Below are 13,665 nucleotides of genomic sequence, written 5' to 3'. Positions count from 1 at the left end.
GCAGATGAATAAATCCGTTGTTTCGGTGAAAGATGTCTCTTTTAATTATGGGGAAAATCTAGCATTAGATAACCTCTCTATTGAAATTCCTAGCGGAATTATAACCGGCATGATCGGTCCTGATGGTGTCGGTAAATCAACGCTTCTCTCTCTGATCTCTGGCGCACGAGCCATTCAAACAGGTGAAGTGATTGTTCTAGATGGTGATATGCGAGAGAAATCAGTACGAGATCGAATCTGTCCACGTATCGCCTATATGCCCCAAGGTCTCGGGAAAAATCTCTACCCTACGCTATCGGTAGAAGAAAACCTACAATTTTTCGGTCGTCTCTTTGGTCATGATGATCAAGAACGCCGGCGCAGAATTGATGATCTCACTAAAAGTACCGGTCTCTATAAATTCTTAGATCGCCCTGCTGGAAAACTCTCCGGCGGGATGAAACAAAAACTAGGCCTCTGCTGTGCACTGATTCATGATCCTGATCTACTGATCCTCGATGAACCGACAACTGGCGTTGACCCATTAGCTCGCTCTCAATTCTGGGATCTCATTAATCGTATTCGCAAAGAGCGCCCTTCAATGAGCGTGATGGTCGCTACAGCCTATATGGATGAAGCCGAGCGTTTCGATTGGTTAGTGGCGATGGATGATGGCAAGATCTTAGCCACCGGTACTCCTAAAGAATTACTAGAACGAACGAATACAGATAATTTGGAAGCCGCCTTTATCGATCTTCTTCCTGATGAGAAAAAAGAGGGTTATGAGCCCATTGTAGTGCCTCCGCTTGAGTTAACAGAAGATACACCTACTGCAATCAAAGCTGACGGATTAACCAAAAAATTTGGGGATTTCACCGCCGTTAATCATGTGAGTTTTGAGATTAAAAAAGGAGAAATTTTCGGTTTCTTGGGGTCAAATGGTTGTGGTAAATCCACTACAATGAAGATGCTGACAGGCCTTCTTCCTGTGAGCGAGGGACAAGCTTGGCTCTTTGGGCAAGAGATTGATTCTGAAGATATCAATACGCGCAAACGTGTTGGCTATATGTCGCAAGCCTTCTCACTCTATAGTGAATTAACCGTAATACAGAACTTGGTGCTCCATGCTAAGCTCTTCCATGTGCCTGCAGATCAAATCGATGATCGTGTTGCAGAGATGGTCGAACGCTTTGACCTTCAAGCGGTATTAGAGAAACTCCCAGATGATATTCCGCTTGGAATGCGCCAAAGACTTTCGCTTGCCGTTGCGATGGTGCATAAACCTGAATTGCTGATTCTTGATGAGCCGACATCGGGGGTTGACCCAGTTGCGCGGGATAATTTCTGGCGCTTACTCATCGAACTTTCGCGTAAAGATGGGGTAACAATCTTTATCTCAACCCACTTTATGAATGAAGCACTGCGCTGCGATCGTATGTCAATGATGCATGCCGGCGAAGTGCTCGATAGTGATACACCTGAAAATCTCATCGTTAAACAAGGTACAGACACATTAGAAGAAGCCTTTATTAAGTATCTATTAGATGCCGGTGCTGGTGATGATATTCCTTCCGATGAAGAAGCGAAAGAGACGCGCATTACAGGAGAAATTGATCCTGAAAAAGCCGATCAGGAAGCCGAAGCAAAACCAAAACGTTTTAGTATTCAACGATTACTAAGCTACACTTGGCGAGAAGCGTTAGAATTACGCCGAGATCCGGTTCGTGCCACATTAGCCCTATTAGGTTCTTTGATCCTGATGGCCACGATCGGCTACGGTATTACCATGGACGTAGAAGATCTGCCCTATGCAATCTTAGACCGAGATCAGACTGCACTAAGCACAAGCTATGTCAATAATATTGCAGGCTCCCGTTACTTCGTTGAACAAGACCCTATTTACGATTATGACCAACTTGATGAACGAATGCGAAGCGCAGAGATCGCATTAGCTATTGAAATTCCGCCTAACTTTGCACGAGATGTTGCCCGTGGGGCGCCGGTTGAAATTGGTGTTTGGATTGATGGTGCGATGCCACAACGCGCCGAGACTATCCGAGGTTATGTCCAAGGAATGCATTTAGATTGGCTCAAGAAAGAAGCGAAATATAATTATGGATTAGACCTTCCCGAAAGCTTTAATGTAGAGGTTCGTTATCGGTATAATCCTGATGTTAAAAGTTTAATAGCGATTGTCCCTGCGGTGATTCCGATTATGTTACTGTTAATCCCGGCAATGTTAGCAGCGCTCTCAGTCGTTCGAGAGAAAGAGCTTGGTTCTATTCTTAATCTCTATGTGACACCGGTGAGTAAATTTGAATTCTTATTAGGAAAGCAAATCCCGTATATTATCGTTTCAATGTTCAATTTTATTCTGATGATCTTCTTAGCATTGATGCTCTTTGGCGTACCGGTTAAAGGTAGCCTATTAACGCTGACACTTGCTGCATTCTTCTTCTCTGTATTCTCTACAGGATTTGGACTTTTTGCCTCAAGTTTTACGAAGAGTCAAATTGGTGCAATGTTCTTCACCATTATCGGAACCTTAATTCCCGCAATTCAATTCGCCGGTATGCTTAATCCTGTGAGTTCATTAGAGGGAATGGGACGTATTATTGGGGAAATCTATCCCGCATCACATATGTTGACTATATCTCGTGGTATCTTCAATAAAGCACTCTACTTCCAAGATCTTCATAGTGAACTTTTTATTCTGATGATTGGTGGGCCGCTGATTATTCTCTTCAGTGTTCTTTTACTCAAAAAACAGGATTCCTAAGATGAATAAAACGTATATTCAAAATATCTATAATCTTGGCATTAAAGAACTATGGAGCTTAATCCGGGATCCTTTTCTCTTAGTGCTAATCGCCTTTACTTTTACGGTATCTGTTTATACAGCGGCAACAGCGGTGCCTGATGGTTTACAAAATGCGAGTATTGCTGTCGTGGATGAAGATCGTTCAACACTTTCAGAACGAATTCAAGGAGCTTTCTACCCGCCTCAATTTACGTTACCTGATAATATTACACTTGATGAGATGGATATCGGTATGGACAAGGGACAATATACTTTCGTACTCAATATCCCCCCTTCATTCCAACAAGATCTCTTAGGAGATCGCACACCGACGATGCAACTCAATATTGATGCAACCCGTATGACCCAAGGCTTTACCGGTAATATGATTATCAATCAGATCATTAATGGTGAAGTAAATGAATACTTAGCAAGAGAGCGCCAAAAAACAATTTTTCCAGTAAATTTGACTGAAAGAATGCGGTTTAATCCAAACCTCACTGCTGCTTGGTTTGGAGCGCTTAATGAAGTCATAAATCTGATCACAATGCTCTCGATTATTCTCACAGGCGCGGCAGTGATTCGTGAGCGAGAACGAGGGACAATTGAACATCTATTAGTTATGCCGCTCACACCTTTTGAAATTATGCTCTCAAAAGTTTGGTCTATGGGGCTTGTGGTTCTGATTGCCGCTTCACTCTCCCTTATTTTTGTCGTGCAAGGCTGGCTCAATGTTCCTATTGAGGGATCTGTCGGGCTCTTTATCCTAGGTGCAGCATTAAACCTTTTTGCAACGACATCAATGGGGATCTATTTAGCAACGATTGCCCGTAATATGCCACAGTTTGGAATGTTGCTACTCTTAGTACTCGTCCCGCTTCAGATGTTATCAGGAGGAATGACCGCAAGAGAAAGTATGCCGGAGCTTATTCAAAATATTATGCTGATAGCGCCGACAACGCACTTTATTGAACTTGGTAAAGCGATTCTCTTTAGAGGTGCGGGCATTTCGATTGTTTGGCCACAGATGCTCTATCTACTCATTATTGGTAGCGCCTTCTTCTATTTTGCACATCGTCGATTTAGAGCAACCATTGGACAAATGGCATAATAAATGGCATCAGTGATTCCTATACTGATTCCTATCTAAAATAAGAAAGGGCAAGTGTTATATACTTGCCCTTTTCTGTTTATTATTCACTTATTTCTCTCATTTTTGCCTATTTCTCTGTTTTAACTCTACAACGATAGACATAAGCAGGAGGGAAATTTTTAAGTACATACTCGCGCTCCCAATTGAAGTAACGAGAGAGGACTTTCTCCATTTTCTGGGTATATTGGAAAAGAATAAAACTTCCACCCGTCTCTTCTAACACGCGCATCACAGATCGTAAAATACGAAGCGAAAGACGAAGCGGTAACGAGAGAAAAGGCAGACAGGAGAAGATCACATTAAAAGGTTGATTGAGATTTTCCGCTGAAACCTTACAAATTTGTAAACGAGTATCTTTCAAATCATCTAGATGTGAAAAAAAATGGGGGTTAATCTCATAAGCAAAAAGCTTTGAATCAATCGGCATTGCTTTGAGAATATGTTTGGTCAATACTCCATCACCGGCACCGAGCTCAGCAATTTTTAGATCTTTTTGATGCCAATTCACTTGATTGACCATTGTTTTGCAGAGAGCAGGAGATGAAGGAATAAGGGTTCCTACACTACGAGGAGAACTAATAAAACTATTAAGATATGTTAAATGTTTTTTGTAATCTAGTGCCATTGCACATTTCCTTTCACAATTCGTGTGCAAATTATAGCAAATTTCTACAATATTCTCTTAGTAATTCAGAAATTTAGATTTCATACTATTCTTACACTCTAAGTCTATGCTGATAAGGCTATGCTTTATCTCCTTACTTACTTATTTCTTACTTACCAATATCCTCATATTCTCTAGATGATCATGACTATCTAGTTCACCATTAAAATACTTAGATATCATTTCAATTATTTGTGCTAATAGATGATTCAAAGTCATAATTCCTTCATCTTCCTGATTTTTAGTTATACCATTTTCCTTTTTCTCTTCTTCCAACATTAAAATATCTTGATAGTGTAGTTGGTAACACTCTTCTAAAACCACTAACCGACCTATTAATAACCCTTCGCAATACGCTCTCAATTCATTATTATCAGGATCTTCATTATCCTCAACTAAATCATTTTGTACAATCATCTCAAATAGGCGCAAAGCCCCCTGCAACCATGGGTAACAAGTCGCTATAAAACAATATTTCCCTGATTTCATATCGTTTTGATATGCATTGCCCCATTGATCTTGCCATTGATTGAGCCTTAATTCTAAAAATAGTAGGCGGTTTTGAACCACTTCAAATAACATCATTAATAACCCTCTCTTTTATTATTTTCATGACTGTTCATGACTGAACATCATGACCGAATACACAATGGCTTTAAAAGGCTTCGAAACCTGACTATTAATGATTATTTTCTATACAAAAATGTAGGAGATCACAAAAATGAGAACCTAGAAAAATAATATAAAGGTGTATTTTCAGTAAATTAGCTCAAAATACTCACAGCATGCTGAAATAGACGCACTTATATCCCTTGATTATGGTAGAAAAAACCTTATGTAGTTAAAACGTAGTTTCTATTCTAAATTTGTGGCATGATAGTTTCATCGTACAAATTCAAGACTCAAATCAATTTCAGACTAAAACTAAAACTAAAATTAATAACCTCATTAAGTAATTAATACATCATTTGATATTCAATAATTATTCATAAAAGGAGTTCATTCCATGACAGAAGCATTTCGTATTGAAAAAGACACTATGGGCGAGATGAAAGTCCCGAGCAATCAACTATGGGGCGCACAAACCCAACGGTCATTGCAAAACTTCCGTATCTCTAATGAGAAAATGCCAAAAGCTTTAATCGAAGCTCTTGCGATCGTTAAGCGTTCAGCAGCTAAAGTTAATATGGATCTAGGTAATCTTGATCCTAAGAAAGCTGAAGCGATTATTGCAGCTGCAGATGAAGTATTAGCCGGCAAACATGATACTGAGTTCCCACTCTCTCTTTGGCAGACAGGTTCTGGTACTCAGACCAATATGAATATGAATGAAGTATTGGCTAATCGCGCGAGTGAGATCTTAGGGGGGGTTCGTGGTGAAGAACGTTTAGTGCATCCTAACGATGATGTTAATAAAGCGCAAAGCTCTAATGATACTTTCCCAACAGCGATGCATATCGCCGCAGTATTAGAAATTAAACGCCTTCTGATCCCTATGTTAACGCGCCTACAAACAACGTTAGGCGAGAAAGCGATTGCCTTTAGAGAGATCGTTAAAATCGGTCGTACTCATCTACAAGATGCAACACCGCTTACACTTGGACAAGAGATCTCAGGTTGGGAATCAATGCTTGCTCATAGCTTAAAGCATATCGATCGTTCACTCTTCCATCTCTATGAATTAGCGCTCGGCGGTACTGCGGTAGGTACAGGTCTCAATACTCATCCTGAATATGCCGTACGCGTTGCTAAAGAGATTGCCGATTATACCAAAGAGCCTTTCGTGACCGCACCAAACAAATTTGAAGCGTTAGCCACTACTGACGCGATCGTTCAAGCACATGGCGCACTGAAAGGTTTAGCCGCTTCTTTGAACAAAATCGCCAATGATGTTCGTTGGTTATCTTCTGGCCCTCGCTCAGGAATTGGTGAAATAACAATCCCTGAGAATGAGCCAGGAAGCTCTATCATGCCAGGAAAAGTTAATCCTACTCAATCAGAAGCATTAACAATGGCTTGCGCACAAGTATTTGGTAATGATGTCGCTATTAATATTGGGGGTGCTTCAGGTAACTTCGAGCTCAATGTCTTCCGCCCAATGATTATCAATAACTTCCTACAATCTGTCCGTATTTTAGGCGGCGGTATGGAGAGCTTTAACGATCATTGTGCTGTGGGCATTGAACCTAATCAAGCGCGTATCACTGAGCTGGTGAATAATTCACTCATGCTTGTCACTGCTTTAAATACTCATATCGGCTACGATAAAGCCGCAAAAATCGCCAAAAATGCCCATGCAAAAGGTATTACGCTCAAAGAATCAGCACTTGAGTTAGGTTTCTTGACCGCAGAAGAATTTGACCAATGGGTTGTTCCATCTGAAATGGTTGGATCTTTAAATCTCAAATAGATTCTTGATAAGCGAGTAATTCCATTAGAATCGCTATCAAAATCATAAAAATTAATCATAAAAATCGCTAGTGAATGTAACTTTACTAGCGATTTTTTTAGGATTCCTCTTTTTACGATTAGATTGTATTACTTAAATATCCACTTCAATCCCACATCCTTGAGAGAGTGCTTTGCGATAGACCCCTTCCGCAACGGCTAAATCAAAATAAGCAGCGCCTACCGATTTAAAGAATGTAATAGCATCATCATCCTGTCTACCTGCAATCTTCCCTACTACTAAATCTTGTAACTCACCTGCAATCTCGGAAAATTGCCAATGATGTTCAGTAGCTGCATGGATAAATTCGCCCGCTTCTTCTGTAGCCCCATGAAAATCGTCCACAACAATTGAGCTGCTTCTAGTAATAAAATGATAATCCACCTCTCGCATATCGGGCAGATAAGAACCTACACCATTTACATGCGTTCCAGGCTGAATATCCTCCCCTGAAAATACCGGCATTTTAGAACGAGTTGCACAATTGATAATATCAGCCTCTTTAACCGCTTCTGCTCTGTTCTCGGCAATCACAATCTCTATCTTAGAAGAGATAGGGTATTCTCGAAGTGCAGTTGCAAATCGGAGCGCATTCTCCGTTGTAGGATTAACAAGATTAATTTTACAAATATCTCTAACAGCTAGAACCCCTAATACCTGCTCAAATGCCATTTTTCCTGTTCCAATCACTGTTAAAACTGCGCTCTCTTTACGAGCTAAATAATCAGTCGCTAGACCACTCAGCGCCCCCGTTCGTAAGCGCGTTAAATAAGAAGCATTCAAGAGGGCAACATGATCCCCATTAGTAGCATCCGATAAGAGAATAACCCCTTGTGTAGTATTTTTATTCTGTAAAGGATTCTTAGGAAAAATGGTCACCGCTTTCATACTCATCAATTGATTCTCTAAATCAGCACAAGGCATATAGAGTACAGAGGCTTCCTCTTTTGGGAATTCAATGACAGTCCGAAAAGGGTTATCCACTTTCTCCGCCGCCTTAGCCCGTAATATATCTGCTACATCCACTAAAGCTTCCGGCATTTTGTAAATTGAAGCGATCTCTTGTTCATTTAATATAATCATTTCTCTCTCCTTTACCTCTAATCTAATATTGTATGAATTTTACTAGTTAATCTATTCGCTAAAAGTATTGCGTTTATTCTTTGCAAATGAGATAGCGACCAAAGAAATTACACCGGTTGCCATAATATAGAGTGCAATTGGGATATAGGACTCATAATAGCTTAAGAAAGTAACCGCAATTAAAGGCGCAGTCCCACCGGCTAATGCCGCGCCAATTTGATACCCTAATGTAACGCCGGTATAGCGAATCTCTGGTGCAAAGATCTCCGAGAAAAATGTTCCTAATACTGCTGTGATCGGAGCCCAGATAATCCCTAGGCCAAGAATTGTCGCAATCACTAAGAGCCATACAGATCCCTGATTTACCATCCAGAAATACGGGAACATATAAAGAATCATAATCACAGTACCAATAATATAGAGCTTTTTACGACCTACTTTATCGGATAACGCGCCCATCATTGGGATTAAGAGCGAAGTAATCACGCTCGCAATCATAACTGCATTAAGTGTCACTGTTTTACTAAAACCTAAATTCAACGTGGCATAAGAGACAATAAAAGTACTAAAGATATAGAATGGTGCAGTCTCAACAAACTTAGCCCCTACTGCTATAAGTACTTCTCGCCAATGATAACGTAGTGTATCAATAATCGGCAATTTAGGGACTTTCCCCTCTTTTTGTACCTCTTTAAAGGCCGGTGTTTCATCAATGCCATTACGAATCCATAAGCCCAACACGACTAATAATGCGCTCAGAATAAAAGGAATTCGCCAACCCCAATTTAAGAATTGATCGTCTGGTAAAAGTGTCATTAAGGAGAGCACTAAAGTTCCAAGTACCATACCGATAGGAATACCTACTTGTGGCACACTTCCGAAAAAACCGCGTTTCTCTTTAGGCGCATATTCAACCGCTAATAACAGCGCACCACCCCATTCTCCCCCGATACCAATCCCTTGTAACAAACGGAAAAAGATCAATAAAATCGGGGCCCAAATACCAATGGTATGATAAGAAGGAAGTAGCCCTATCGCCATTGTGGAGATCCCCATTAGGCTTAATGTTAAAACTAACGTCTTCTTTCGACCAATTCTATCGCCAATATGACTAAATAACACACCACCAAAAGGGCGAATAAAAAAGGTCAAAGCAAATGATGCATAAGAGAGTAAAAGCCCAATAGCAGGATCTTCACTCACAAAAAATATTTGATTAAATACTAATGCTGCAACCGTTCCATATAAGAAAAAGTCAAACCATTCAATGACACTCCCTGTTAAACTTGCAATCAAAATTTTACGCATAGTCTTTCTATCTTGCGTATTCTCCATAAACCCTCTCCTCTGGTTATCCTATCTGTAATTAGTTTTATAATTTATATTTATGATTATTTTTACAAACTCTTGGTGCTAATCATTGCTATCCATCAGATGCGTTCCTACATCGACAGAGGTTAGCAAGTTTTTTCATACCCATACTCACTCATACTCAAACCTCTGATTCCTTTAATAACAAAGGCTAAAAGTGGTATATTCCAGACAATAAAGTGCCTTATCGCGATATATCATCGCAATAATCTATTGGATATCAAAAAGATACGCCTCCTCTTTGGTGTAAGATCGTGCTACTTCCTATTTAGTATTTAATATGCGGAAGCCTCCTTAAGCACTTAGAGATAGACAATACTTATTTCGCACTTTTTAAAAACGTTTCTATTTCAAACAATCTATTTCAGACAATGTTTTAAGAAAATGTGCTAATCAAGTATTACAATCATCTCTCTTCTCTTATAAGCTATATCCGGCAGAAGAATCAACCTTAAAAAATAATATTTCTCATCTTGTAGGCTTACTAAGTGAGAAAATTCTATCTCATATTGTTGTTTTATCGATCTCTTTCGCTGCTATCTCTCTATTTCTAATATGGTTTATTGAATATTAGATATTTTATGATGCTTGTCATTGTTCTACCGAAGTGATATATCTCTCTAAGGTCATTTTGATTTTCTCGATAACGATTAAAATTACAAAAATTGCAACAATACAAATTACGACAATATCGTCATCGTTGGATAAAAATTGAATAGAGACTAAATCAAAATCCTAACAATAATTAATAACAATAATTAAAAGTTGTAACCATAACCACCGATTTATCCAAGCGATTGATCTTTACCTAAATATTGTAAATATTGAAAACCATCAAAACTCAATCCCCATAGACAAGGCTCTGTGCGGTTTCTTTCTGTTTCCAATTTTTTAGATATCGATAATCGCTCAATAGGCTTCTAGCTTGTTAAATAATAAGTAATAGTTATAGAGGAGTAACGCATGCTTGACCCCATTTTAAAAACACAACAACTACCGAATGTTTCATCTTCTACATTTTTTCCAGTCATCGGACAAACCTATTTAGAAGATGAAGCTGTTGTGTTACAGCGTTTACAATCATCACTTTCTTTAAGTGCTGATGAGACACAGAAGATTTATGATCGCACCTTTAAAACCATTGAAACCATTCGTAATCAGCCGGATATTGAGAGCTCTCTCGATGCCTTATTGCGTGAATATAATCTCTCTACGCAAGAGGGACTAGTGCTGATGTGTTTAGCTGAAGCCTATCTCCGTATTCCTGATAAAGCCTCAGCGGATGCTTTTATCAAAGATAAAATCGCCGGAATTAATTGGGAGAAGCATCGCGGTAAAAGTGATAAATCCTTAGTAAACTTTGCCACTTGGGGCTTAATTCTGACGGGTAATATTATCGATACCGATGAGAGTAGCGGTATTTTAAAAAAGATGACGAATAAGTTTAGCGAACCCTTTATTCGTAAAGCTGTTTATCAGGCAATGAAAGTCATGGGCAAACAGTTCGTACTTGGTGAAACCATTGAATCAGCCCTTAAAAATGGCCGTAAACTGCGGGAATCAGGCTATACCTATACTTTTGATATGCTGGGTGAAGCGGCGTTAACGGAAGCCGATGCAGCACGTTACTTTGAAGATTATCGTGCAGCACTTCTTGCAGTGGCTGGAGAAAAAGCACTCCCGAATAGCCCTAAGCCTTCTCTCTCCATTAAACTCTCTGCCCTGCATTCTCGCTACAATGTGGCCAATCAAGATCTCGTGATGACAGAGCTCTATGAGCGCGTAAAATCATTAGCCCTCTTAGGCGTTGAGAAAGAGGTACAGATCAGTATTGATGCAGAAGAAGCAGATCGTTTAGAGCTCTCGCTACAACTCTTTGCTAAGTTATTAGAAGTGGACGAAATTCGCAATTGGGGCGGATTAGGATTAGTGATTCAAGGTTATGCAAAACACGCGCTCCCTACGCTAATTTGGATTACTCTATTAGCTAAAGAGATGAATGCAACAATTCCTGTTCGACTAGTAAAGGGCGCTTATTGGGATACGGAGATCAAAGATTCTCAAGTGCGTGGACTCAATAACTTCCCTGTCTTTACGCGCAAAGAGAATACCGATATCTCCTATTTAGCCTGTGCGCAATATCTTCTATCGCCACTTGCTCAAGGTGCGATCAAGCCACAATTTGCTACGCACAATGCCCAAACGGTCAATGCAATTTTAACGCTCTCTGAACATTTTCAAAATAAAGATTTCGAATTCCAACGGCTTCATGGAATGGGGGAAGCCCTCTATAATGAGATCATTGCACAATCAGGGCAAGTAGTTAGAATCTATGCCCCTGTCGGTAAACATCATGATCTCCTTCCTTATCTTGTCAGACGACTCTTAGAGAACGGTGCTAACTCCTCATTTGTAAATCAACTTGTCGACCCAGAAGTCCCTATTGAACTCCTTGCTACCAATCCGATTACACAAGTAGCACAATATGAGAGCATTAAAAACCCAGCAGTGATCTATTCCGATAATCTCTATGGTCAAAGAAAAAACTCTCGAGGACTCAATAGTAATATCTCCTCTACGTGGGAACCTTTTGCCAAAGATTATGACCATTGGCTGGAAAAGAGTTGGAGCGCTGCCCCCATTATTAATGGTGTTACTCTCAAAAATGAGACCGGCAAAAGTGATACAACCACTCATTCCTCAACCATCTCTCAACTCTCTCCTACAGATCTTAAACGTGTTGTCGGTGAAGTACGATTTGCCAATGAAACGGAAGTGAAAAATGCCATTGAGCAGCTCGATCAAGCCTGGTTCGAGTGGAACCAACTAGGCTTTGATAAGCGCGCCACCATTTTAGAGAAAATGGCAGATCTCTTAGAGGAGAATCGTGCAGAATTGATTGCCCTTTGTAGTTTAGAAGCTGGAAAAACGATCCAAGACGGGATTGATGAAGTTCGGGAAGCCGCCGATTTTTGCCGATACTATGCAATGGAAGCTCGCAAATATGCCGATGAAATCATCTTTAAAAGTGCAACCGGTGAACGCAATAGCTTCCTCTACAGTGGTAAGGGTGTGATCGCCTGTATCAGTCCTTGGAACTTCCCACTCGCGATCTTTTTAGGACAAATTAGCGCAGCGCTTGTGACCGGTAATACCGTATTAGCAAAGCCGGCGGAGACAACTTCATTGATTGCTTATCGTGCTATTGAACTGCTCTTTGAAGCAGGATTACCGAAAAATGTAATCGCACTAATCCCCGGTGAAGGTAAAGTATTAGGTGACCTCATTACCCACGATCCACGAGTTGTGGGAGTCTGCTTTACAGGTTCTACAGCAACGGCAAAACGAATTAATCTCAATCTTGCAGAAAGAGAAGGCGCGATTCCTATGCTCATTGCCGAAACGGGTGGGCAAAATGTGATGTTTGTGGACTCAACGGCGCTCCCTGAACAAGTGGTCAAAGATACGCTACAATCGGCTTTTGTCAGTGCTGGTCAACGTTGCTCGGCGCTTCGTGTACTCTATCTACAAGAAGAGATTGCAGATCGTATTATTGAGCTACTCAAAGGTGCTCTGGCCGATTACGTCGTAGGTCTACCATTTGATCGTAAAACAGATGTAAGCTGTGTTATTGATCGTGCGGCGCAAAAACGACTCATGAATCATATTGAAACATTAAAATCAGCAGGGAAATTGATTACTCAAGCCCCCCTTAATTCTGAATTAACCGGCTATTTTGTACCTCCTACCGTATTTGAAATAGAAGCAATTAGTGATCTTACTCAAGAACATTTTGGCCCTATTCTTCACATTATCCGCTATAATCGTGCGGATTTGCCACAGATCATCACAGAAGTGAATCGAAGTGGCTATGGTTTAACGATGGGAATCCATACCCGTAACGATACTTTAGTGGAAGAGATTATTACTTATGCAAGGGTAGGCAACTTTTATGTCAATCGTAATCAGGTAGGTGCAGTTGTCGGCGTACAACCTTTTGGAGGCTTAGGCTTATCAGGTACAGGTCCGAAAGCCGGTGGTCCGAACTATCTACACCGTTTTATGAATGAACACTCAATCTCTGTCAATACAGCTGCGATTGGGGGAGATGCCACATTAATGAGTCAATCGAGTCAACGATAATTATTGATCGCAAATTGCTTGAT

Annotated in this window: 8 protein-coding genes; 4 read left to right on the top strand and 4 right to left on the bottom strand. The window is 40.3% G+C overall.

The genetic code is table 11. The features are described 5' to 3' along the window. Window positions 1–4: 4 nt before the first annotated feature. Window positions 5–2,758: a ribosome-associated ATPase/putative transporter RbbA gene (rbbA, locus tag DC083_RS06730; RefSeq protein ID WP_109189694.1), complete on the top strand. Its 2,754-nt coding sequence runs from the start codon at window positions 5–7 to the stop codon at window positions 2,756–2,758. Between the two features lies 1 nt (window position 2,759). After that, window positions 2,760–3,890, top strand: coding sequence for an ABC transporter permease (locus tag DC083_RS06725; protein ID WP_109189455.1), 1,131 nt, complete (start codon window positions 2,760–2,762; stop codon window positions 3,888–3,890). Between the two features lie 109 nt (window positions 3,891–3,999). Here DC083_RS06725 and DC083_RS06720 read toward each other — a convergent pair whose 3' ends face one another. Beyond that, window positions 4,000–4,557: a class I SAM-dependent methyltransferase gene (locus DC083_RS06720; protein ID WP_109189454.1), complete on the bottom strand. Its 558-nt coding sequence runs from the start codon at window positions 4,555–4,557 to the stop codon at window positions 4,000–4,002. Between the two features lie 141 nt (window positions 4,558–4,698). After that, a complete protein-coding gene (locus tag DC083_RS06715) occupies window positions 4,699–5,181 on the bottom strand; it encodes a hypothetical protein (protein ID WP_109189453.1) in 483 nt (160 codons plus the stop codon). A gap of 421 nt (window positions 5,182–5,602) precedes the next feature. Here DC083_RS06715 and fumC point away from each other — a divergent pair, with 421 nt between their 5' ends. Continuing rightward, a complete protein-coding gene (fumC, locus tag DC083_RS06710) occupies window positions 5,603–7,006 on the top strand; it encodes a class II fumarate hydratase (RefSeq protein ID WP_109189452.1) in 1,404 nt (467 codons plus the stop codon). A 132-nt stretch (window positions 7,007–7,138) separates the two neighbouring features. Here the strand turns inward: fumC and DC083_RS06705 are convergent, their stop codons facing one another. Further along, a complete protein-coding gene (locus tag DC083_RS06705; RefSeq protein WP_109189451.1) occupies window positions 7,139–8,128 on the bottom strand; it encodes an ornithine cyclodeaminase family protein in 990 nt (329 codons plus the stop codon). A gap of 51 nt (window positions 8,129–8,179) precedes the next feature. Then, entirely contained in the window at window positions 8,180–9,463 is a 1,284-nt protein-coding gene (locus DC083_RS06700) for an MFS transporter (protein ID WP_109189450.1), read from the bottom strand. 999 nt (window positions 9,464–10,462) lie between these two features. On the opposite strand from DC083_RS06700, the gene putA reads away from it, so the two are divergent. Further along, window positions 10,463–13,642, top strand: a complete 3,180-nt coding sequence (gene putA / locus DC083_RS06695) for a bifunctional proline dehydrogenase/L-glutamate gamma-semialdehyde dehydrogenase PutA (RefSeq protein ID WP_109189449.1) — start codon at window positions 10,463–10,465, stop codon at window positions 13,640–13,642. Window positions 13,643–13,665: the final 23 nt, after the last annotated feature.

Source organism: Ignatzschineria ureiclastica (assembly GCF_003121845.1).
GTDB classification, from domain to species: domain Bacteria; phylum Pseudomonadota; class Gammaproteobacteria; order Cardiobacteriales; family Wohlfahrtiimonadaceae; genus Ignatzschineria; species Ignatzschineria ureiclastica.
Note: the sequence above shows the minus strand (reverse complement) of the source record. Positions and strands in the feature narration are given on the sequence as shown.

Excerpts from the sequence above, each read along its gene's own strand:
- rbbA (WP_109189694.1), top strand. The coding sequence starts at position 5 with ATGAATAAATCCGTTGTTTCGGTGAAAGATGTCTCTTTTAATTATGGG.
- DC083_RS06725 (WP_109189455.1), top strand. The coding sequence starts at position 2,760 with ATGAATAAAACGTATATTCAAAATATCTATAATCTTGGCATTAAAGAA.
- DC083_RS06720 (WP_109189454.1), bottom strand. The coding sequence starts at position 4,557 with ATGGCACTAGATTACAAAAAACATTTAACATATCTTAATAGTTTTATT.
- DC083_RS06715 (WP_109189453.1), bottom strand. The coding sequence starts at position 5,181 with ATGATGTTATTTGAAGTGGTTCAAAACCGCCTACTATTTTTAGAATTA.
- fumC (WP_109189452.1), top strand. The coding sequence starts at position 5,603 with ATGACAGAAGCATTTCGTATTGAAAAAGACACTATGGGCGAGATGAAA.
- DC083_RS06705 (WP_109189451.1), bottom strand. The coding sequence starts at position 8,128 with ATGATTATATTAAATGAACAAGAGATCGCTTCAATTTACAAAATGCCG.
- DC083_RS06700 (WP_109189450.1), bottom strand. The coding sequence starts at position 9,463 with ATGGAGAATACGCAAGATAGAAAGACTATGCGTAAAATTTTGATTGCA.
- putA (WP_109189449.1), top strand. The coding sequence starts at position 10,463 with ATGCTTGACCCCATTTTAAAAACACAACAACTACCGAATGTTTCATCT.